General features: G+C 56.3%; 17 protein-coding genes and 1 tRNA gene. 7 read left to right on the top strand and 11 right to left on the bottom strand.

The features are described 5' to 3' along the window. Nucleotides 1-38: 38 nt before the first annotated feature. From EPD60_RS15570 to EPD60_RS15530, 9 genes are all read right to left on the bottom strand, one after another. Nucleotides 39-1694, bottom strand: coding sequence for a M61 family metallopeptidase (locus EPD60_RS15570; RefSeq protein WP_131450432.1), 1656 nt, complete (start codon nt 1692-1694; stop codon nt 39-41). An 84-nt stretch (nt 1695-1778) separates the two neighbouring features. Further along, nucleotides 1779-2342, bottom strand: coding sequence for a chemotaxis protein CheB (locus EPD60_RS15565; RefSeq protein ID WP_131450431.1), 564 nt, complete (start codon nt 2340-2342; stop codon nt 1779-1781). Beyond that, on the bottom strand, nt 2324-3133 hold the full coding sequence (locus EPD60_RS15560) for a CheR family methyltransferase (RefSeq protein ID WP_131450430.1): 810 nt from the start codon (nt 3131-3133) through the stop codon (nt 2324-2326). Before EPD60_RS15560 ends, EPD60_RS15565 begins: the two co-directional genes overlap by 19 nt. Before the next feature lie 53 nt (nt 3134-3186). Further along, nucleotides 3187-3546, bottom strand: coding sequence for a response regulator (locus EPD60_RS15555; protein WP_131450429.1), 360 nt, complete (start codon nt 3544-3546; stop codon nt 3187-3189). A 115-nt stretch (nt 3547-3661) separates the two neighbouring features. Then, nucleotides 3662-7702: a response regulator gene (locus EPD60_RS15550; RefSeq protein WP_207896710.1), complete on the bottom strand. Its 4041-nt coding sequence runs from the start codon at nt 7700-7702 to the stop codon at nt 3662-3664. Beyond that, entirely contained in the window at nt 7699-8937 is a 1239-nt protein-coding gene (locus EPD60_RS15545; protein ID WP_131450428.1) for a sensor histidine kinase, read from the bottom strand. The genes EPD60_RS15550 and EPD60_RS15545 overlap by 4 nt, the downstream gene beginning before the upstream one ends. A 202-nt stretch (nt 8938-9139) precedes the next feature. Then, entirely contained in the window at nt 9140-16291 is a 7152-nt protein-coding gene (locus tag EPD60_RS15540; RefSeq protein WP_165871573.1) for an HYR domain-containing protein, read from the bottom strand. Between the two features lie 556 nt (nt 16292-16847). Then, a complete protein-coding gene (locus EPD60_RS15535) occupies nt 16848-17432 on the bottom strand; it encodes a pseudouridine synthase (RefSeq protein ID WP_243647852.1) in 585 nt (194 codons plus the stop codon). A gap of 23 nt (nt 17433-17455) precedes the next feature. After that, nucleotides 17456-17656, bottom strand: a complete 201-nt coding sequence (locus EPD60_RS15530; protein ID WP_131450425.1) for a hypothetical protein — start codon at nt 17654-17656, stop codon at nt 17456-17458. 88 nt (nt 17657-17744) lie between these two features. On the opposite strand from EPD60_RS15530, the gene EPD60_RS15525 reads away from it, so the two are divergent. The 7 genes from EPD60_RS15525 (at nt 17745) to EPD60_RS15490 (ending at nt 22325) form a co-directional block, all read left to right on the top strand. After that, nucleotides 17745-17816: transfer RNA gene (locus EPD60_RS15525), tRNA-Arg, on the top strand. A gap of 130 nt (nt 17817-17946) precedes the next feature. Further along, on the top strand, nt 17947-18528 hold the full coding sequence (locus EPD60_RS15520; RefSeq protein WP_131450424.1) for a Crp/Fnr family transcriptional regulator: 582 nt from the start codon (nt 17947-17949) through the stop codon (nt 18526-18528). A gap of 109 nt (nt 18529-18637) precedes the next feature. Continuing rightward, nucleotides 18638-19300, top strand: a complete 663-nt coding sequence (locus EPD60_RS15515) for an NADPH-dependent F420 reductase (protein ID WP_131450423.1) — start codon at nt 18638-18640, stop codon at nt 19298-19300. Between the two features lie 34 nt (nt 19301-19334). Next, nucleotides 19335-19829: a DoxX family protein gene (locus EPD60_RS15510; protein WP_131450422.1), complete on the top strand. Its 495-nt coding sequence runs from the start codon at nt 19335-19337 to the stop codon at nt 19827-19829. A 20-nt stretch (nt 19830-19849) separates the two neighbouring features. Next, nucleotides 19850-20731: a 4,5-DOPA-extradiol-dioxygenase gene (gene ygiD, locus EPD60_RS15505; RefSeq protein WP_243647851.1), complete on the top strand. Its 882-nt coding sequence runs from the start codon at nt 19850-19852 to the stop codon at nt 20729-20731. Next, nucleotides 20731-21474, top strand: coding sequence for an alpha/beta hydrolase (locus EPD60_RS15500; RefSeq protein WP_207896706.1), 744 nt, complete (start codon nt 20731-20733; stop codon nt 21472-21474). Before ygiD ends, EPD60_RS15500 begins: the two co-directional genes overlap by 1 nt. Before the next feature lie 287 nt (nt 21475-21761). Beyond that, nucleotides 21762-22325 carry an NADPH-dependent FMN reductase gene (locus EPD60_RS15490; RefSeq protein WP_131450421.1) on the top strand — a complete coding sequence of 188 codons (564 nt, stop codon included), beginning with the start codon at nt 21762-21764 and terminating at the stop codon, nt 22323-22325. Between the two features lie 77 nt (nt 22326-22402). Here the strand turns inward: EPD60_RS15490 and EPD60_RS15485 are convergent, their stop codons facing one another. Continuing rightward, a complete protein-coding gene (locus EPD60_RS15485; protein ID WP_131450420.1) occupies nt 22403-22906 on the bottom strand; it encodes an SRPBCC family protein in 504 nt (167 codons plus the stop codon). After that, entirely contained in the window at nt 22903-23223 is a 321-nt protein-coding gene (locus EPD60_RS15480; RefSeq protein ID WP_131450419.1) for an ArsR/SmtB family transcription factor, read from the bottom strand. Before EPD60_RS15480 ends, EPD60_RS15485 begins: the two co-directional genes overlap by 4 nt. Between the last annotated feature and the right edge of the window lie 232 nt (nt 23224-23455).

The raw sequence follows: 23455 nt of genomic DNA, 5'->3' as shown, positions 1-23455 counted from the left end.
GCCATCGCGATGCCTTTTATCAAACCGTATAAATACGGTCAGCGGGCTGCAGTAAATTCATATTGCGGCACCGGTACCCGGTTGCGGTGCACGGGCAGGTAGCTTACCTGCTTCAATTGCCCGTTATCGAGCACACTGATCTTTACCGGCTTGGTGGCGTCGCCAAAATGAATGTTCATCCCCTGCAACAGCTGGCCGTCGCGCAGACCGGCCTTCCACGCTTCGCTTCCCGCTACCACGCCCGAAAGCGGCTTCCCTTTTTTAAGTTCCTTATCGTCAAAACCCAGCTCAAAAAAACCCATGTTTACATCGGTAAAGCGCAGGCCGCGCAACTCCGGCAGCGGAGGCACCGGCACTGTTCCACCCGCCAGGATCCAGTCCTGGTAAGCCTTTCCCGCAGCGACACCTTCGGAGGCGAAGGCCGATAAAAACCGGTCTATAGAAAGCGAGTCGCCCGGAGGGGTGCTTGAAAGCAGCTTTTTCATTACGCCGTCGAGCGAACGCTTTCCGCCGCTTTTCTGCTGCAGCTGCACATCGAGGTACATGGCAAACGTGAAGCCTTTTACATAGGGCAGGCGCTGGAAGGAGCGGTCGAGCCAGAACGAATCCGCGGCAGCTGTATTTGGGGCATTCCGTTTAGGCGAGAGATAATATTCCGATACGGTGCGGTTTACAGCCGCCACATATTCACCGGTATCGATGATTCGGTTTTGAAACAAGGTCTTGTACGTATAGTATTCCGTGAATCCTTCGCTGAACCAGTACTGCTCTTCTTCCCGGCCGCGCAGCACGAGGCCGATGCCGATCCAGCGATGCATGTATTCATGGGCCAGGAGCGCGTGCATATGGGCAGCCGCCAGCGAATCGGTCGACATGCCCATGAAAAACGCATGGTGCAGGGCCGACCCGTTTATGTTGAAGCCGGGTCCGCCTTCAAAGGGCACCAGGCTGACAAGGAAGTAGGGCTCATCATGCTGCTTCCAGAAATTGCGTTCACCACCGATGATCCGGGTCGTCTTTGCTACCATTTCCGTATCCGCGAAAGACCATTCCTTTCCCCGGATGGCGGTATACACCGGCTTGCCCTCTATGTTTTTCGGGTAAAGCCGGAAATCACCGGCCACGAGGAGGACATTATCGAGGTTGTCGGCGGTGCAGCGTCCCTGCCAGTTTCTTCCCGTTGCATGAAAGCTGTTGGCAAGGCACCAGCCCGCGGGCATCCCGCGCCAGTCGAGCTGCAGCAGCAGTGCCTGGCTTTTGGCCCAGTCGGGCCGGACTACGAAAGCATAGCCGGTTGCCTGCATCCACTCTTTGCGGAGCACCGCCCTGTAGTTATACGGGTACAGGAGCGGGCCGTCCCAATCCTGTTGCAACACATAACGCAGGTGAATGCCGGCACCCGGTGCATGACGCAGCAAGCGCTGCGCCGGCCCGGCACCGCTATCGATGCGTACACCCGGCGTTTTTGATTCGAGCACGGAAACCGCTTTCCAGAGTTCTTTCTGGCTCGCCCACGCATCGGGCAGGCGCAGTACGGTGGTGCCCGAAACATCGCCACGGAAACGCAGGTCTACCGTAAGCGCGGGCTTTGCCGCGGCCGTATCATACGAAAACGTGTAGGAAAGCGTCCGGGGTGCCTGTGCCAATATGTAAAGCGAAAAAACGGTTGCCAGCAGGGTTAGCAATACTCTCATAAACGGGCTTATAACTCAAAGCTATACCGCCTGCCCAGGGCTGTGGAAATAAATCGGATGAAACCGCGCATTGAGCGTGCGAACTCAGCCAAGCGCATTGATGGCGTCGGCCATCTCACCCGGCTTCAGGATGCGGTCGGCAAAGCCGCGATCGACGGCACCCTGCGGCATGAAAGCCACCTGCGCCGTGGCAGGATCCTGCGCCCAGGCACCACCACCGGCGGCCCGGATAAGTCCCAGGCCCGCTACACCATCGTGGTTGGCGCCCGACAACAGCAGCCCCACGGCACGGCTGCCGTAGCTATCGGCAATGGTTTCAAAGGTGACGTCGATGCTGGGGCGGCTGTAATGGATCTTCTCGGAGCAGTCGAGCGAAAGGGAACCGTCCGCTTCCACAAGCAGGTGATAACCGGGCGGTGCTACCATGATAGCACCGGGCTGGAGGACATCCTTGTCTTCAGCTTCGCGCACGGGCAATTCCGTCCGGCTGCTGAGCAGTTCTGCCAGCACCGACTCCTGGCTGGCGCGGTGGGTGATCACCACGATCGGGAAAGGCAGGCCTCGCCGGAGCAGGGGAAACACCTGCAACAGCACTTCCAGGCTTCCCGCCGAGCCGCCAATCGCCAGTATCATCCCGTCTTGCGCCATATCTTTTCTTTCCCCCATGCTGTAAAATGCTGTGCCACCGGCGAAAAGCGGAGGTTCTCCTTGCTGCCGAGACAGAGAAACCCAAGCGGTTCGAGGCTGGCGTCGAAGAGGCGCAGCACCCGGTCCTGGAGCGGCTTGTCGAAATAGATCATCACATTGCGGCAGAGTATGAGCTGGAACTCGTTGAAGGAACGGTCGGAAACGAGATTGTGCGTGGCGAAGATCATTTTGGAACTGAGCTCGCGGTTAAATACGGCATGATCGTAGCGCGCCGTATAGTATTCCGAAAAATCGCGCAGCCCGCCCGATTGCATGTAGTTCTCCGAATGGGCCTTCATATGTGACAGCGGAAAGATGCCCTTGCGCGCCCGCTCGAGTGCCTCGGGGTTGAGGTCGGTGGCGTAAAGCAGCGACTTATGCAGCAGGTTGGCCTCGTGCAGCAGGATGGCCATCGAATACACTTCCTCGCCGGTGGCGCAGCCGGCGTGCCAGATGCGGATGAGCGGCCAGGTAGCAAGCACTTTGAGCACCTCGTTGCGCAGCACGCGGAAGAAGGCCGGGTCGCGGAACATTTCCGTTACGTTCACCGTGATCTCCTCCACGAATCGTTGAAAGTAAACGGGGTCGGTGCGGAGGCGATACCGGAACTCCGCAAAAGAAGGAAAGCGGTCAAGGCTGAGCAAGCGGTTCACACGGCGCTTCAGCGAGGCCCGCGCATAATCAGAGAAATCGTAGCCATGTATTTCCAGCAAGTCGTTCAGCAACAGCTCCAGCTCGGCATCCCCGATCATGTCAATTGGTTAATTGATGAGATAGATAATTGTTCAAACCCTTCAGAACCTTCTTATTCGTAACGCTTCAGCAGCTCCACCAGTTTATCTACGTCCACCGGTTTTGAAATGTAGTCGTCAGCGCCGGCCTCCAGGGCTTTTTCGCGATCGCCGGTCATGGCCTTCGCTGTCACAGCAATAACGGGCAGCCCCCGGAGCCGCTCGTCGGCGCGGATGGTTGCCAGCGCCTCCGTACCATCCATATCGGGCATCATCATGTCGAGCAACACCACGCCGATGCCGCCTCCCTGCCGCAGCCGCTCGATGCCCTCAGGCGCCGAAGCCGCCGACTGCACCCGGTAGCCCCGCGACTGCAAAACAGCCTTGAGGGCAAAAATGTTCCGCGGCTCGTCGTCTATGATCAGAATTTCCATGTTGATTCGTTAATTAGTCTATTGGCTAATTGGCAACAACGACTTACCAACCACCTGAACCTCTTGAACTCTTTAATCCTACTTTAGCACATTAGCATATCAGCACACCAGCACACTACTCATACAGCCACACGCGCAGCAACGATAATAACTGGTCCACGTCCACCGGCTTGGAGATGTAATCGGAAGCCCCCGCCTCGATGCACTTTTCGCGGTCGCCGCTCATGGCTTTTGCGGTAACGGCAATAATGGGCAGGTTGCGGAACTGCGGCTTGCGGCGGATGGCCTGCATCGCCTGGTAGCCGTCCATCTCGGGCATCATGATATCCATCAGCACCACGTCGATGCCCGGGTTCTGCTCCAGCTGCTGCAGCGCGTCGCGGCCATCGGTGGCCGAATACACTTCCATGCCGTGCTGCTCCAGCGCCTTCGACAGCGAAAAGATATTGCGCACGTCGTCATCGGCGATGAGCACTTTCTTTCCCGGCAGCACCTCGCCGAGGGCACCGAGCCTGCGGGTGCGCGCGGGCTTCTCCTGGCCATTCTCCTCCACCAGGTGCAGGAAGAGCGACACCTCGTCGAGGATGCGCTGGTAGGAATGCGCGGTCTTCACCACGATGGAGTCGGCGTATTGCTTGATGCGCAGCTCTTCGTTGCGCGAAAGGCTACGGCCGGTGAACACGATGATGGGCAGGCCTTCCAAGCCTTGCTGCTGCTTCAGCGCGTCGAGTGTTTCATAAGCCTGCGGGTCGGGTACGCCCATGTCGAGGATCACGCAATCCACGTCGCTGCGCTGCAGCGCCTCCTGCGAAGCGTTTACCGATCCTGCGATCTGCGCGTTCACGTTGAAGGTCTCGAGGAAGTAAGCCAGGGCCTGCGCATGGCGCGGGTTTTCCTCCACGATGAGGACCTTCTTATTTTCCTTGGCCACTACCTGCTCGATCTTTTTAAATACATCCTGCATCTGCTCAAAGGCCATCGGCTTGCTGATGAAATCCACCGCGCCTTTAAGACGGCTCTCCTTTTTCGCTTCGAGCGACGACATCATATGCACCGGGATGGCACGGGTGCGCGGGTCGGCCTTCAGGGCCTCCATTACTTGCCAGCCGTCTTTTACCGGAAGTTGAATATCCAGCAGGATGCCTTGCGGCTTGAAGCGCCGCGCCAGCTCGATGCCTTCGTCGCCGCGCACCGCCACCAGTCCTTTGTAGCCGCGCTTGCGGGTAAAGTCGAGCAGGGCACGGGCAAAGCCGGTGTCGTCTTCGATAATGAGTATCGACGGACCGCCATCCTGCGCTTCTTCGCGGTCGTCGGGAACGGCCGCCGGGATATTGATAGGCGCATGGCCCGCGCCGGGAAGGGTTTCCTCCAAAGAGGCGACCTCCGCTTCCTCAGACGGGGGCGGCGCGGCGGGCGCGGGTGCGGGCGCCGGGGCCGCAAACGGGCGTGCCGCTTCCTTCGGCCCTTCGGGCTTCTGCACCGGCAGCTCAAAGAAGAAGGTGCTTCCTTTCCCGGGCTCGCTCTCCAGCTGCAGCTCGCCGCCTAGCAGGCGCGTCAGCTCGCGGCTGATGGAAAGTCCCAGGCCGGTGCCGCCATACTTGCGGCGGGTGGAGCCGTCAGCCTGCCGGAAAGCCTCAAAAACAAGTTGCTGCTTGTCGGGCGCGATGCCGATACCGGTATCGCTCACCGCAAAACGCACATGCCCCGGCGCACCGGGACGCAGCAGCAGCTGCACCTTTCCTTCGGAGGTAAACTTGAGCGCATTCGACAACAGGTTTTTGAGCACCTGCTCGAGGCGCATCCGGTCGGTTTCGATACTGGACGGAAGTCCCTCCTCCAGCCGCACTTCAAAAGCAAGTCCTTTATCGTGCGCCAGCGGCACAAACATTCCCCTCAGGTCGTGCACCGTGGCGGCCGGCGACACCGGTGCGAATTCAAGCTCCATCTTCCCGGCCTCGATCTTCGACAGGTCGAGGATCTCGTCGATGAGCGAAAGCAGGCCTTGTCCCGAGTTCAGGATCACCTGCGCATATTCCACCTGGTCGGCGCTCAGGTTTTTCTCGTTGTTTTCTGATAACAGGCGCGAAAGCAGCAGGATTGAATTGAGCGGCGTGCGCAGCTCGTGGCTCATATTGGCAAGGAACTCCGACTTGTAGCGCGTGCTCAGGGCAAGCTCTTCGGCCTTCTGCTGGATTTCGCGGTTGCGCTGCGCGATGAGCGTATTGCGCTCTTCCAGCAGGCGCGTGCGCTCCTCGAGCTCCTGGTTGGCTTCCATAAGCTCTTCCTGCTGCACCTTGAGCTCCTCTTCCGATGCCTGCAGTTTTTCCGCCTGCGCTTCGAGCTCGGCATTGATGTGTTCGAGCTCCTGGTGCTGTGCCTGCAACTCTTCGGACTGCGCCTGTGTTTCGTGCAGCAGCTCCTGCAGGCGCGCCCGGTTGCGGGCAGTGTGCAGGGCCACGCCCAGCACGGGCTGCAGCTGCGTAAGAAATTCAATGGTACGCGGCGGCACCTCGATAAGGAAGGCCAGCTCGAGCACGCCTTCCGTACTGTCGTTGAACAGTGCCGGCAACAGCACCATATGTGCGGGCGGCGCGTCGCCCAGCCCGGTGCTCACCCGAATAAAGTTGCCCGGAACATTCTTCAGCTGCGTGATGCGGCGCTTCTGAGCGGCCTCGCCCACCAGCGTCTCTCCGAATGCCAGCCGCTGCGGTATATCCAGGTTAGATGTCAGCGCATAGGAAGCGGTGTGATGCAGCACATCGGCCTGGCGTACGTAAAGCAGGCCGGCGCGCGCATTGACATAGTCGGCGATCGCGGCCAATACGTCTTTGGCAACCTGGTCCAGCTCTTTCTCGCCGCGCAGGCTGTTGTTCACGGCTTCCATACCGCCGTGCAGCCAGAGCTTATCCTCGTTCTCTGCGTGGTAATGCTGCAGGTCGTCGCGCATGCGCACGAGGGCATTTCCCAGTATATCGTCTGCGCCCCGCGGCTCGATGGCTACGTTGAAATTACCCGAGCCGATGGCATCGGCCGCCTGCGCCATGCGGTGGTTGGCGGCATCCAGGTCTAGTACCGACTGGCTAAGGCTGCCCACCACATCATTGGCCTCCCGCCTGATGTGCACCCCGCTGCCGCCACGCGCAATCTGGCGGGCCGCCGCGTTGACATCCTTCAGGTTGCCGCTGATATTATAGATGACGGCCGACACCACGATGCCCGCCGCCATGAGGCAAATAACGAGGTATACCAGGGTGCGGTTGCGGCTGTCTTTTTCTTCTTCATAAATCTGCTGCACCCCTTCCTGTGCCCGGTTAAGGGTCCGCCGCTGCAGCTGGCGCAGCTGGTCTACGGCCGCGCTGGAAAGCTCCCACCAGCGCTCGGCCTGCAGGCTGCTGTCGACACGCGTGCCGTTGAAGAGGGAGTCGAGGTACACATTGGCCGGGCGCAGAAGCGAGGCCTGCTGCAGCTGCCGGTACTGGCTGATCGACTGCTGCGAGGAACGAATGAGAAATTCCTTTTCATAGCTGCGGTAGATCTCATACAGGCTCCGCATTCCCTCGATGGAGGAGCTGTTGAGCTGGCGGAGCTGCATCGACATATACAGGCTGGAGCGGAGAATACCGAAATAGATAACCATCTCCGAAAGAAGCCTTTGGCCCACCAGCTCGCGGCTGACCGGCTTGAGCATCTGGTTGTAGCCGATGGAGAGACCGTTGAGGGAGTTGATCCGGAAGATCGCGTTGGTGTAATAGTTCATGATCAGCTGCGGCGCCAGCTGGTCGGCGTCCACGCTGCGCCGGACGGCGGAAAGACTATCAAGAAAGGTGTACTCCTGTAGCCGTGTTAATACGGTATCCACCTCCTGCAGGTGCTCCAGCGCCGAGTCGGTGATGCGGCGCTGTTCGAGCAGCTCGCGGCGGTATTCGTGGCGGAGGGCATAAACGAAGGCATAGCGCCGCTCTGCCTGCAGGCCGTCGGCCAGCATGCTGAGGGCCGCCGAGCGGTTGATGCTGGTCTGGTAGCCCTGCAGCAACTGCATGCGGTCCTGCTTCTCGCGAAAGATCTGGATGGCAAAAAACAGCAGCAGCACCATGGGAAGCGCGGCCACCAGTAAAAGTTTCAGCGGCAGGGGCAATCGTCGGAGCAGGTTCTTCATGTCGTCTGGTCGTTAAAGGTGGCGGCGGCAGGCGGGACAGGCTGCTGGCCGCCGGTGGCGGGAAGGAAGATGATAAAGCGGGCGCCTTCTCCCGGCGTGCTCCGCGGGAAGATGAGGCCCTTGTGTTTTTCAACGATCTTTTTCACGATGGCGAGCCCGATGCCGGTGCCTTCGTATTCCTCGCGGGCATGCAGGCGCTGAAAGAGGGTGAAGATCTTGCCGGCATACTTCTCATCGAAGCCGATCCCGTTGTCGGAGATCTCGATGCGGCAATAGGCGCCCGAACCGGCAAGGGGTGCTTCCGGGTCGGGAGTTTCAGTAAAGCCGGCGCGCACCTGGATGAGCGGTGGCACCCCGGGCCGCGAAAACTTGAGCGCGTTGCCGATGATGTTGAGGAAAAGCTGGCGGATAAGCCCGGGGATTACATACAATTGCGGAAGCGGCCCGATATCGATTGTCGCGCCCTTTTCGCGGATAACGAGCTCCAGGTCAGACAACACCTCGTCCACGAGCGTCGCCAGGTCGGCCCGTGCGAAGTGCACGCTCTCCGAAAGCCGGGTAACGCTCAGCAGGTCCTGGATCAGGTTGCTCATCCGCTCCGCCGACCCGATGATCTTCTCAAGATGGCTTGCGGGCCGCCCGTGCAGCACATCGGCGTCCTTGATCATATTTCCGAAAAGCTGGATCTTGCGCAGGGGCTCCTTCAGGTCGTGCGAGGCTACGGAAGCAAACTGCTGCAGGTCGTGGTTGCTGATCTCGAGTTCGCGGTTGGTTTCCAGCAGCTCGCGCGTCCGCTCGGCCACGCGCCGCTCCAGCCCTTCATTAAGCAACTTGAGCTCGCGCTCGGCTGCCTTCAGGGCCTGGGTTTTCTCATAGAGGCGGTAAAAGTTGCGCACCTTGAGGATGAGGATGTCGGGGTCGACCGGCTTGGTGATATAATCCACCGCACCGGTCTCGAATCCTTTGGTTACAAACCGCTTATGCGTATTGACGGCCGAGAGGAAGATGATCGGCGTATCGCGGGTCTTGTTGAGGCTGGTGATGGCTTCGGCCACCTCGAAACCATCCATTCCGGGCATCTGCACGTCGAGGATGATGAGCGCATATTCCTGGCGCAGCACTTTCTTGAGCGCATCTTCACCCGAGGGGGCTGAGTCGGTTGCAAAACCGTTCAACGCCAGGATACGCTCCAGTGAAAAAATATTTTCCGGCTTATCGTCAACGATAAGGATCATAAAAAGGTCAGTTAAGGGCGGATGCGCAAGGACAATGCCGCGGTGAATTTACAGGAAAACCGGCTGGCCGACTGTACCGGGCAACAGTAAGTGTCGGGAAGCAGGCCTATCAAGACGCTGTGCTTCAATAACCGACACCGGCAGCAATAAAAAAAGCCCCTCCGAGGAGGGGCCTTTGATTTCTGAAACTAACCAAACAAAACTATCGTGCGATAACAACGCGGGCCTGGAGTACCTGCGTGCCATCGGAGATGCGGATCGTGTAGATACCGGCGGCGGCCGACTGCAGGTCGAGCTGTAGGTTTTCCTGCTTGCTGCTGACGTTGGCAGCGCGGCGGGCAACGGTGTTGCCACGGCTGTCTACCACTGCGAGCTGCACTTGTCCGGTGATGCCGGCGATGCGCAGGTTAACGATACCGCGGCTCGGGTTGGGATAAGCCACTACCGAAGCGTCTACCGTAGCTTCCACCTCAGGCTGCTGGCCGTTGATGGTGCGCGCCTCGGTTGTTGCCGGCACAGAAGTAGTGCGGGCGATGGGGGCCGGAGCGCAGGAGAAGCCGCCATTCCAGGTGATGTTCTTGTTTTCGCTCCGCACCTCTTCGGCGATGAACACCCCGGTCATCTGGCAGGCAATGCTGCCGCCGTCTACCCGGATGGTGCCGTTGGGGAGCAAAACATTAGCCGTAACGGTCGTACCGTTTCCGTCGACACGGAACTTCTCGTCATCACACTGCTGGTCGCCGACATAGAAGGTCACGTCGCGGCCTTCGCCGTTGACGCGGCTATATTCCTCGATGAGCACCTGCTGCGATACGCGGACGCTGGTGGCACCGGCGAACGAAATGGTCGTGATCTTATTGGATTTACCCTTCGACATTACCAGCGACTCGAGGTTCACCACGGGCTGCGTGAAGGTTACACGGGCGCCTTCTTCGAGCTTGATGGAGCGGAACACGGTTCCGTTGAGCGTCGCCTGGGCGCCTTTGCGTACGGTAAGCGTAGCGTAGTTGCCCGTGAGCGTCACGGTGGCGTTGTCCGGCACGGTGTAGTTAGCAAGGCCGCTGAAGGAGCCGCTGTACACCTGCATGGCAGGCAGCGACACCGAGGCGGGGGCGTAGATGCGGCTGCCGATGGTTACCGGCGAGGAGATGGTGGTAATGTATTTGGCTTTTACAAAACCGGCCACGCTGGAGTTCTTCTTGATGCGCGCTTCGCCATTGGAAGCTACTACGCCTACGCCGCCCTTCACCACGGTGTTGTTCTCACCCAGGTTCACTTCCTTGAGGCCGACGATGGTATAGTTACCCACCAGATTCTGAGCGGAGAATGCATAAGCGGCCGCCGCTACCGACGTACAACCATTGACATCGGTTACGCTCACCCGGTACGTACCGTCGGTGCTGGCCGAAGAAAGGTTGAGGGTTGCGGCCGACGAATAGACGTTGTTGTTGAGCGTCCAGGCAAAGGCAAGCGGGCCCTGGGCGCCGGATTGCGCCGTCAGGGTGATCGAAGTACAGAAGCTGTTGTCGGTACGGATCGTCACCACGGGCGTCGCATTTACCCGCACCACCTGGCTGCAGGTACGCTTATTACCCGATGCATCGGTGGCTGTCCAGGTGATCGTGGTGATCCCCGGGTTGAAGCTGCCGCTCGCGTTGGCGCCTGCGCCGCTGCGTACGGTGGCACCGGTCAGCTTGTAGCTGATCGTAACCACGCCGGAGTTATCGGTGGCCACTGCCGGGGTCAGGGTATATATACCGGAAGCCGACTGACAGAACTCCTGCGGTGCAGGACAATCGAACTGCGGGCTGACCGAGTCGACAGTGGGGGTTTCAGCACTGCACTGGTTGCTGCTCCAAATCACGCTGACACCGCTTTCCACTTCTCCGGCGATAAAGCGGCCGGTCATATAAGTGGGCGCGCAGGTGCTTTTGAACTGGCCGAGCAGGGTGCTCAGGATATCGCCCGGGCTGTAATGGGCGGTCGCAGTGCCGCCGGTGCGGCGACGGTCGTCGTCGTCGTCATCGTGGCAATCGTGCCAGCCACTTGAGTTGCTGCGGCAGTTATACTGCACCGAGAGCTTGCCACCCGGCATCAGCAGGTTGGCCGTCACGCGGGTGCCGTTGCCCTTTACGATAAACTTCTCTTCCGTGCAGGGTGCGTCGTTGACATAGATGTTCAGCGCCACGCCCTCGGGGTTTACCTGGGCCATCTCCTCCACCTTCACCTGGCGGCTCACACGAAGGGCGGTGCCGGGGGCGAAGCGAACTTCTGCCACAGCGGTGGCACTCGTGTTGTTGCCGATGAAAAGCGACTCCATGTTGAGCACCGTCGAGGAGAACCGGACGCGGGCGCCTTCTTCCAGGGTCAGGGTGCGGAAGGTGGTGCCGTTCAGGGTCACGTTGGCGCCGCGGCGGATGTAAAGGCTATTGTAGTCGCCCGCTACCGTACCGGTTGCCGTAGCCCCGATGGTGGTGCTGGGCAGACCGTAGTAGCTACCCGTAAAGGACTGCATGGCGGGTAAGATCACCGGTGCGGGACCATATACCTTCTGGGGGATATAGTATCCGTACTGGGCATAGATATTCGGGGCCATCACAAAAGCTCCGGGTGCGACAACCGAGTCGCGGTTGCGGAAGTAGGCATAGCCACCGGGGCTCATTACGCCCACGCTTCCGCTGCGCACGCTGTTGTATTCACCAAGCGACACCTTGTCGATTCCGATAACGGTATAGTTACCCGGTGCGGTTTCCTTGATATAGGTATAGGAAGCCGCCTGCGGGCTGCGGCAGCCCTTTCCATCTGTCACAAACAGCGTATATACGCCGGATGCCGATGCGTTGCCCAGGGTAAGGGCCTGGCTGCTGCCGACCTGTGCACCACTGAAGTACCATTGGTAGCCGAAGGGACCGCTCAGCGTGGAGGCGCCACTTAACGTAACGCCGTTACAGAAGGCATCAGCGCCCGAGGCCGTCAGTGATGCTGCCGGCAGCGGGTTGATGGTAACGAGGGTCGTGGCCGTCGTTACATTGCCGCAGGCATCCGTTACGGTCCAAAGGATCGTGTTGGCGCCGAGCGGGAAGGTTCCGGAGGCGTTGTTACCCGTACCGCTGCGCAGCAGGTTACCGGATGCATTCTTAACCGAGAAGCTATAGTTCACGGCATTGCAATTGTCCGTGGCCTGGAGCGGCGCCACGGCATAGGTGGCGGCAGCCGTTGTGTCGAAGCAACGCTCGATGGCACCGGCATTAACCGTTACCACGGGAGCCGTGCGGTCAACCACATTCACGGTCTGCGTAAACAGGGCGGAGGTGTTGCCCGAGGGATCAGTGAAGTTCCACTGGCGAACGCGGGTATAAGTCGTGCCGCAATTGGCAGTTGTCACATCGCTTACCAGGTGGATGCTTACCGGCGCGCAGTTATCGGTAGCAGCCGGGGCAAGGGCCAGGGTTGCAGCGATGGCTTTTGCATCGGAGCACTCAACGGTGCGGTCCAGGTCACCGGTCACATTGGTGATCACAGGAGCTACGTTGTCTTCAACCGTAACAACTGCCGTAGCGCTGTTCACGTTGCCGTGGATGTCGGTAACCGACAGGGTAACGGTGTTGGCGCCCACGTTGGAGCAGTTGAAGGAGGTCTTGTCTACAGAGATAGCAGCCACACCGCAGTTGTCGGTAGAAGCGTTGTCTACCTGTGCCGCCGTGATCGAAGCAGCACCCGAGGCATCCAGCTGGATGGTCAGGTTCTGTGTGCGAACAACAGGCACTTCGGTATCATTAACCGTCACGATGAAGGTCTTCACCGTCTGGTTACCGCAGGCATCGGTGGCAGTAGCAGTCACCGTGGTAGTACCCACAGGGAAGTAGGTGCCGGGATTCTGGCTGTAGGCTACAGTAACATCACCGCAGTTGTCGGACGCAGTAGCTGCGAAAGCAACAGCAGCGCCGCACTGGCCGGCATCATTGGTAACGGTAACATCCTGAACGTTCAGGGCCGGAGCCTTCGTGTCCTGTACAGTAACTACCTGGGTAGCTACTGTTGTGTTGCCGCCGATGTCGGTTACACTCCAGGTGCGGGTCAGTGTGTAGTTGGAGATGCAGTTGCCGTTGGTGCGTACTTCATTGTACGATACGGGGCCGGCTTCGCAGTTGTCGGTAGCGGTTACCACGGCAGCCGCGGGAACAGCGTCGCATTCCACGGTCTCGTTGGCCGGAACGCCCACGAGTACAGGAGCGGTAACGTCCTTGATCACCACTTTCTGATCCTGCGATGTGCGGTTGCCGGCAGCATCGGTGTAGGTCCAGTGGATGATATAGGTGCCCTGCTGCGAATAGGTCGTAGCGTCGCTGGTAGTACCCGTGATGATAGCGCCACAGTTGTCGGTGGCGGTGGGCGCCGGTACGGTTACCGAGCACTCCGCGTTTACATCCGGCAGTGTGCCTGCCGACTGAGCCGTGTAGTTGAGCGTGAGGCTGCCACCGTTGAAGTAGCCAACCCAGCCCGGGTAGGTGTCGAAGTCCTGGCGCACATAGTTGGTGCCGCCATAGTTATAGCCGGCGATAGCGCCGCTGTAATTGATGGAGAAGCCCTGGTTCCAGCCGAAGTACTGACCGGAGCCAATGTGCGTGCCCGAAACGATCATGCGGGCCCAGGCACCGGTACCACCCCAGCCCTGGTCGTGACCCGACCAGCTCATGGAAGCATCTGTTACAGTCGCACCTGCGGGCAGGGGATCCTGGAAGTTGTGCTGGTACATTACCCAGTTATACGAATAACCGCTGGGAAGACCGATGGTAACCGAACCGTTCGACTGGCTGGTGCCGGTGCCCACGGTGGGAACAGGAGCTTCGTTGTCGGTAACGGTTACCGTAAAGCTGCCGGTCGACTTGTTGCCGGCTGCGTCGGTAGCCTCGAAAGTAACGGTGGTCGTGCCTACCGGGAACACCGAGCCCGAAGCGGGGCCGCCGATCTGCGCTACCGTAACGGCACCGCAGTTGTCGGAAGCAACGGGAGCGGGGAACATAACCACGGCGCCGCACTGGCCGGCATCGGTGTTTACGTTCATCGGGGCGACAGCGGAAAGCGACGGCGCTTCCTTGTCGGTTACAACAACCGTCTGGGTAGCCGTAGCGATCTTACCGGCGGCGTCTTTTGCCGTCCAGGTTACGATCGTCGTGCCCTTGGGGAAGATTGCCGGAGCATCGTTGCTGACAATTACGCTTCCGCAGTTGTCGGTGGCCACGGCGTTGCCGAGGGCGACATTCGAAGCAGAGCAAGCGCCCGCGTCGGTGTTGACCGCAACAGCTGCAGGAGCTGTGATAACGGGGCTTTCATTGTCTACCACCGTAACGTTCTGGGTAGCGGTAGTTGTAAGACCAGCACCGTCTTTCGCCGTCCAGGTAACCAGAGTGGTACCCTTGGGGAATACGGCCGGAGCGTTGTTGCTGATGGTCACGGAACCGCAGTTGTCAGAAGCGACGGCATTGCCGAGCGCTACGTTGGTTGCGGAACACTGACCGGGGTTGGTGCTTACCGTAACTGCTGCAGGAGCAGTGATGGCGGGCGCCTGGTTGTCTGCTACAGTCACCAGCTGCGTAGCAGTTGCCGTTCTGCCGGAAGCGTCTTTAACGGTCCAGGTCACTACAGTAGTGCCTTTAGCGAAAGTAGCGGGGGCGTTGTTCGATACGATGAAGCCGGTGCAGTTGTCGTTGGCAACCGGGCTGCCGAGGGCAACATTGGTGGCAACGCAGGCGTTGGCATTCGTATTTACCGTAACGGCAGCAGGTGCCGTGATCGTCGGGTTCTGGTTGTCTAACACGGTAACCGTGAAAGAGCAGGTGGCGCGGTTACCGCCGGCATCAACAGCTTCATATGTCACCACCGTGTTGCCGATGGGGAAAGTAGAGCCGCTGGCAGGGCCGCTCACGAGCGTGGTGGGGATGTTACCACCTTCGAACTCGACAACGAAAAGCGCCGAAGAATTATAGGTCCAGTCGTTCCAGGTGCCGTTGGGGCCCCAGTTGATAACAGCCCAGTCTTCGTCACCGGCATTGTTCGGCTCACCGGAGTTCCAGTTGGTATAGGAAACCGGCTCGCTGGTCACCCACTTGAAGCTGCCTTCAACGGCGCGGTCCGTATAACCGATCCAGATGTAGGCCGGGCTCATGGCCGATACGAACTGGTTTTCCGCCAGGCTGCTGATGGTCACGAGGTGACCGCCGAGGGCGATTGCCTTGGCGTGCGCATCTTCAGGAGTGGTAGCCGTGTTCGAGATGAAATAGGTATGACCACCAAAGGTGCCTTTGTAGGTGTAACCCGGAAGGCTGGTGGGCAGCGTGCCGTTACCGCAGTTGTCGGTAGCGGAAGGCGTATTGTAGGTTACCACGGCACCGCAGCTGTTGGCAGCGGCATTCACCGTGATGTTGAACGGACAGGCAATCACCGGCGGTGTTACGTCCTTCACGATCACCGTCTGGCTCTGCGTGGAGGTATTGCCGGTTGCATCCTTATACACCCATTGGATGGTATAGGTGCCTTGCTGGTTGTAAACCAGCGGGCTGCTCGTTGTTGCAGTGATGGTACCCGAGCAGTTGTCGGTTGCGGTGGGCGCGGTAGCAGTGACACCGCACTCGCCCGTAAGCGTCGGAAGGCTGGCTACGTTCGGTACCGGCGCTACGTTGTCAATAACCGTTACTGTCACCGGGAAAGTGAGCGTGGAGGTATTGCCGTTGGCGTCGGAAGAAGTTGCGGTTACGTTGGTTGTACCCACCGGGAAGAAAGAGCCCGGTGCAATGTTAAAGCTGACCGAAGGGTTGGCCGTACAGTTATCTACCGAAGTGGCGGAGAAGTTTACGTTCGTACCCGTGCTGCCGCAGCCTACGGTAGCAGTGGTGTTCTGGGGCATGATGGTCGGTCCGGCGTTGTCGTTGAAGGTGCCCGAAATGGTCTGGGGCCAGATATTCGCGCTTTCTTCTTCGAGAACGACCGTCAGGCCGCCGTTAAGTACGATCTGCACCGGTACATTACATGCAGCGGGGGCGAAATCGTAATAAGCCCAATCATTATACTGGTTGGCACTAGGGCCCGCGGAAAGGATGTGCAGGTTCGGACCCGAAAAAGGCAACGCATTCCAGGCAGTGTTGTTGACCGCACCGGTGGGGTTGACGTTTTGCGTAACCGTAGTGGAGCCATAGGTGGTGGTGATGCTCATCCCGTTGTTTACCAGGGTAGCAGTGGTTTGATCACCGTGCCAATGCTCGATGTAAACACGAATAAACCCGTTGGGGAGCACATAATACCCAACCTGTACGGCGTGCGCCGAAGCAGTCAGGTTGAAGAGGAGGATCAGTAGCAAGGTACTGAGCACCATTTTGCTTCGCTGCCATGTTCGCCGCAGCAAATCGAAGGCGGGTAGAGAACTTCTCATAATTAGAAGGGTTTTAGTGTTAAATGCAGTGTTTTCATTGGTCAGGTTCCACGTATTGAAACAGCTTTCGTGCGCAGGCGGGTACGGGTCCGCCGTGCGCAACAATATTTTCGCGCAGCCGATAGCAACGGGTCATCGTCCCGGCATGGAACTACCAGCCTGGCTGTCAGCAGACAGGGCGCTGGCGATTACCAATCGCGTCTTAGCTGTGATCGTAAATCAAGGATAATCAGACCTTGGTCTGACAGGTGCAAGCTTAGGTTGGCAGTTTAGTTGGTTGTCAGAGGCAGCATAGTGGCACCTTACAGAATATCAGACTGCAAAGACAATCAAAATAATCGATACGGCAAAAGCCTGACGAGCTTTTTTATTTTTCACTAATACTATACCCCTAAATAACTCCGTATTTCTACGCTGGTTCCCGGGACCGCCGATCGTTTAAATGCGATGATTTACAACACCTTTCTTCTGTATTAGTACGGGATTAGATTATTAAGCCGCCGGGCCGGTCGATGGCGCGGACCTCGCCGGGCGCCAGGTCACCAAGGCGAACGGAGCCGATGGCCACGCGCACAAGGCGCAGCGTGGGCAGGCCCGCGGCGGCCGTCATGCGGCGCACCTGGCGGTTCTTTCCTTCGGTTATCGTGAGCTCGATCCATGCGGTTGGGATGCTTTTGCGGTAGCGGATCGGCGGGTTGCGCTCGGGAAGCCGTGGCTCCGCCTCCAGCAGCCGCACCCGGGCCGGCGCTGTACGGTGCTCCTTGCCGTTGATCCGGATGGTGACGCCGGCAGCGAGCCTCGCGATGGCTTCCGCGGTGGGCAACCCTTCCACCTGCGCCCAGTAGGTTTTCGGCAGCTTGAATTTCGGCTCCAGGTAGCGGGTCTTGAGCGCGTTGTCGTTGGTAAGCAGCAGCAGCCCCTCGCTGTCGCGGTCGAGGCGGCCCACCGGGTACACGTCGGGCGGAAAGGAGAAGCCCAGGTCGGCAAGGGTGCGGTCGCCGGGAGCGTCGGGTGTAAACTGCGACAGCACGTCGAAGGGCTTATAGAGGATAAAATACCGGAATGCCACGGCTGCAATATCGGGGAAAAGCATCAGGAGGCCGCGCCGGCCTTGAGCTGCTCCCGGGCGCGGCGTACCCATTCGCGGGCAGCGCCCCGCCCGGCGCCGGAAAGCTGCCGCCCTTCAGCTACGAGCGCTTCAAAGATGCCGGCGGCTTCTTCTACCCCCTCTTTCCGCCACAGCAGGCAGGCATAGTAATAGCGGGCCCCGACGAAGCTGAATCGTCCCTGCATCGGTTGCCACAGCTCTCCTGCCGCCGAAACGCCGGGAACTCCTATTTTTGCCGACCCGGCCTTCGCGAATGCTTTGGCCGGGAGTACCGGCCCGGTAGTTCAATGGATAGAATAGGAGTTTCCTAAACTCTAGATACAGGTTCGATTCCTGTCCGGGCTACAAAATGGCCGTTTTGACAAAAACGGGAAGGCTGGGGCAAAGCCTTTATACGCACCCCTCACTTTTACTGATGCGCTTTTTCAGGCCTGTGCTTCAGAACTTTATTTTTGTACAATAACTGAAACAGTTGATGTACGAACTCTTCTTCCAGAAATTCAACGAAAAAGTCGGCCTATCAAAGGAAGAAGAAGCGCTGATAAAGCAACATCTTACACCCAAGAAGTTACGGAAGAAGCAATATCTCCTGCAAGAAGGTGACGTATGCAAATATGTTGCGTTTGTGGAAAAGGGTGCATTGAAGGCATACGTTGTTGCTGAAGCAGGAACGGAAAGCATTGTACAGTTCGCACTGGAAGGCTGGATCATCTCTGACCTGTATAGCTTTCTTACCGGAGAACCTGCTACCTATAATATCGATGCCTTAGAGGATACAGAACTGGTTTTGATCAGCAAAGCAGCACATGAAAAGCTCCTGCAAATCCTTCCTAAATACGAAACATACATACGAATACAAATCACAGGGGCGTACATCGCTTTGCAGAAACGGCTTACTTCTATAATAAGCCTGCCCTTAGAAGAAAGATACAGGAACTTCCTTGCCCTTTATCCCGATATAGCCCAACGTGTACCCCAGCACATGATTGCTTCCTACATGGGACTCACACCCGAGACATTAAGCCGTGTGAGAAGTCGAATGTCTTCCCGTAAATAACGGCTTTCACTGCCCGTCTCATTGACAAAAGTCAATGGTTTTTCTTGCCTGAACGTAATGGAACAGGGCAGGGTATGGCGGTAGTTTTGTGTTATCGAAAACAATAAAAATGAACACAAAACAAACCATAGCGATAATCGGGGCTTCAGGAAATATGGGCTCCGCGATTTCTAAAAGTCTTTCAAAAGGAAACAACCGATTGTTACTTTTCGCCAACGAAAAAGAAAAGGCAGAAGCAGTCGTAAAGGACATTAAAAGCGGCAATGCCGCAGCGGATGTGGAAGCACTGGAATGTCCTACCGATGCAAGCTGGGAAGCAGACGTCATTATCCTGGCCGTTCCCTTCCAGGCAGAAAAAGAACTCGCTGAAAAAATCCGGGAAGTGGCCAATCAGAAAATTGTTATCAGCATCGCCAATCCATTGAACGCAACATTCAACGGAATGGTAACAGCAACTGATACCAGCGCAGCCGAAGAATTGCAAAAGCTCCTGCCCAACTCCAAAGTGGTCAAGGCGTTCAATACAACTTTCGCGGCCGACTTTTCAACACCCGTTATTGACGGCAAACAGGCCGATGCCTTTGTCGCCGGCAACGATGAAGAAGCTGTAAACACCGTTTCAGAACTGGTGAAAACCGCAGGCTTTAACCCAATTGTCGCGGGCGATTTATCCGTAAGCAGAACACTGGAAAACATGCAGCTTTTGCTGATTCAGTTAGGGATGAAGTACCACTACAACTGGTTGGCAGGCTGGAAAATCTTACACAATTAAAAAACATTCACAACAACCAATAAAACATTATAAAATGAAAACGCTATTCGCAACAAATCCAGAAAACAACACAGCCTTAATTGCACGGCTTGCATTGGGTATCACTGTATTTCCGCACGGTGCTCAAAAATTATTGGGCTGGTTCGGCGGGTATGGCTTCGAGGGAACAATGGGCTTTCTCACAGGAACAGCCGGTCTGCCATCGGTTATTGCACTATCGGTAATTCTGATTGAGTTTTTTGGCGCCCTGTTTCTCATTGCAGGCTTTGCCACACGTTTCGCTGCCATTGGTATCATAGGTAACTTCTTGGGAGTGGTACTGACATCACACGTAAACAACTGTTTTTTTATGAACTGGTACAGTCAGGCAAACAAAGGAGAAGGCCTTGAGTACTTCGTTCTTCTATTCGGCCTGGCAATCGTATCGCTTATTGCCGGCGGCGGTAAAGCAAGTATCGATGCAGCCATTACCAAGGTGACAAGCAATAGAAAAGCGACCAGTCCGGCGTTAGCGCATAACGAATTGTAAAATCAGTTAATGGTGCTGACATGAGAAGAAAACAATTCATAAAAACAATAGTAACAGGAGTAGCAGGTATGACAACATTATCCGCATTCAGAGGTTTCACCAATGGCTTGCCAGAACAGGATCAGGTAATGCCGGTTCTGTTCATCGGTCACGGCTCGCCCATGAATGGCATAGAAGATACAGAGTTCAGTCGCAGGTGGACGCAGATGGCCAAAGAAATTACAAAGCCTAAAGCCGTGTTGGTGGTATCCGCCCACTGGTTCACGAAGGGAACAAAAATCACAGCAATGGACTTTCCGAAAACCATTCATGATTTTGGCGGCTTTCCGCAGGAACTTTTCGACGTGCAGTATCCTGCACCCGGGAACCCGGCGTTGGCGAAAGAAACGGCAGGATTACTGCATTCAGCTCACGTTGAGTTAGACCACGATTGGGGTTTGGACCACGGTGCATGGACTATCATCAGACACATGTATCCCGAAGCCGACATACCGGTATTGCAATTGAGTATCGACTATACAAAAGGACCGCAATACCACTATGACCTGGCAAAGGAACTGAGTGCATTACGGAAAAAGGGGGTGCTGATTATTGGCAGCGGCAACATGGTTCACAACCTTCGGATGGTAGCCTGGGACAGGCTGAACGACAATGAGTATGGCTACGATTGGGCAAAGAACATCAACGGAAAGTTCAAGGCTTTGATACAGGATGGCGACCACAAACCACTGATCAACTACAGCACGTTAGGCAGAGATGCCATGTTGGCTATCCCGACACCGGAACACTACCTGCCGTTGATGTATACATTGGGAGTAAAAGGCACTAAAGACAATATCTCATTTTTCAATGACAAAGCAGTGGGCGGTTCATTGACAATGACATCAGTAAAGATTGGATAATGAGTGGCAGCACTGCCTTTTTATTGATATTCCTTGCCTTCAACGTTCATTCAACAAACAATATTAAAATGACAGACGCAACGATAAAGCAGGCGACCGAAATCTCAGATAGTGCGGCATTGCAATACCTGGTTCGAGAACCACAGGTAAAATCGCCAAAAAATAAGGCAATTATCCTGCTGCACGGTGTGGGAAGTAACGAGCAGGATCTATTCAGTCTGGCAAGTCAACTGCCAAATGATTTTTATATCATCGCGCCTCGCGGTCAATACACGTTAGGTGCAGGCAGGTACGCCTGGTACAATGTAGATTTTTCAACTGGAAAACCTGTTTACAATACAGACCAGGAACTTTCCAGCAGAAAAGCCATCGGATCATTTATCAGGCAGGTGAAAGAGAAATACGATCTTGACGAAATATACCTGGGCGGTTTCAGCCAGGGTGCCATCATGAGCTACAGCATTGGCTTATTATACCCAAATGAAGTAAAGGGCGTTATCGCCTTTAGCGGCAGATTGCTTGAAGAGTTAAAACCGCTGGTTAAAAAAGGTGGCTACCTTCAGGAACTGAAAGTTTTCGTTGCACATGGAATGCAGGACAACACCTTGCCCATCCATTACGCAAGGGAAGCGAAGCACTACATTGAAAGTTTGGGCATTAAAGTAAGCTACCATGAATACACCCTGGGGCACCAAATCAGCAGCGAAGTGGTTCGGGATCTGAATAGTTGGCTAATTGATTGAAGCGCGCAGTAATAACAATCAAAATAGGTTTCGTGAACAAAAGGATTTCCATCACAGCAGGCGCAGCAGGTATCGGGAAAGAAATTGCAAAAGCTTTTTATGCCCTGGGTGACTTGGAAGCAGAAATACCATGCAAGTGCGGTCGATTAAACAATTTGCTGACCCCAAAGACATTGCAGTGCTAGCGGTATTTCTCGCATCCGATGCGGCAAATCGACCTCCGGACAATTGTTGCCGATTGATAACGATATGCAATCAGCTTCGTAAATTAAACATTTGAAAGTGCCATGTATAACATCGTCATTATTTCCGGAAGCGTCAGAACAGGAAGGAAAAGTCACCGGGTTGCGTTATATCTGAAAAAGTACATCGCGGACAATAAGCTTGGCAATGTGGAAATCCTGGACCTGTACGAGTACCAGTTCCCACTATTTAGCGAACGATTGCAATACCTGCAAAACCAACCCGATAATGTTCTACAATTTGCAGAGAAAATAAAGGAGGCTGATGGTGTCATCGTGGTAACACCGGAATACAATGGTGGTTACCCGGCAGCCGTGAAAAATGCCGTTGACCTTTTATATGCCGAATGGAAAAGAAAGCCGGTTGGAATTTCTACTGTTTCGGCAGGTTCGTTCGGTGGTTCACAGGTAGGGACTTCTTTGTCATTTACATTTCTGAAGATTGGCGCTTGGGTCGCCCCTGCCGTTTATCGTGTGCCTACAGTGCAGAACGCCTACGATGAAAATGGAGTTCCCGCAGAAAAGGAAATAACAGACAAAAGGGTCAAAACATTTTTGGACGAGTTTTTCTGGTGCGTGGAAGCCAGGCGACGAATGGAGACGAACTAAGCTTAATATAAAAAAGGTCGAACCAATGGTTCGACCTTTCTGTTTCGCATTTGTTTTCTTTAAAACAAGGCAGAAAGCTATTTCCCCGACAAGCGCGCCAGCAGCTCTTCCAGGTTTTTCTGCGTCATGGTGAAGCCTTCCCTGAAGCCCATCTCCAGCATTTTTTCCATCCGCTCACGCGATTCGTTGTAGATGGAGACACGCACCAGCGTATTGCCGTTCTCCAGCTCGCTGAAATGCAGGTCCCACTCCGAGCCGGGCAATTCGGGGTTTTCGTGCTCGTCGGCAAACGTGTTGAGCAGCTTGAAGTGCGTCTTCGGGGAAATGGACAGATACTGCTGCAGCGACCAGCGCTCTACGCCCTCGGGGCTTACCATGGCATAGAACCGGCGGCCGCCGGGCTTGAAGTCCATCACCTTCGTTCGCGAAGACCAGGGTTTCGGCGCCCACCATTGGTCGAGCAGCTCCGGCTTGGTGTACGCGTCCCATACAAGGGAAGGCTCGGCGGCAAACTCCCGCGTGATAGTAGCCGTCCTGGCTTCCTTGTCTACGATGAAATCGAACAGCAGATCGGTTGTCATTTCTTTGATTTTTTAAGGTTTGATAATACGTCGTCGAGTTGATTGTAACGGGTTTCCCAGAGTTTCCGGAACTGCTCCAGCCACTTGTCGATCTCCTTCATTTTCTTCAGTTCAAGTGAATAATAGATCTCGCGGCCCTGCTGCTCGGGCTTCACCAGGTCGCATTCCGTAAGGATGCGGAGGTGCTTGGAAATGGCCTGCCGGGTGCTGTTGAAATTTTCGGCGATGGCATTGGGCGTCATCGCCTGCAGGGCAATCAGCGTCAGGATCGCCCGCCGCGTGGGGTCTGCAATGGCCTGGAATATGTCGCGTCGCATGTTGCCGGTTTTTAATTGTGAAACCATTCAGTTGCAAATATAAGCGCAACTAACCGGTTTCGCGTTTTTTTGCGGGATTTTTTTTGCAAGCCGGCATTTCCCTGCTAGCCGGACCGTATCCCCGAAGCGCCAGCACAGCTCCCGGCCACCTTCCGCACGCTGGTAAAAGAAGCGTTCCGGTTGCACCCGACTACCGGAAACAACTAAGTGATAACCCGCATTAAGCCCAAAT

The sequence above is a fragment of the Flaviaestuariibacter flavus genome (genome assembly GCF_004337505.1).
In the GTDB taxonomy this organism is placed as follows: domain Bacteria; phylum Bacteroidota; class Bacteroidia; order Chitinophagales; family Chitinophagaceae; genus Flavisolibacter; species Flavisolibacter flavus.
This window is presented reverse-complemented; position numbering and strand designations above follow the sequence as displayed.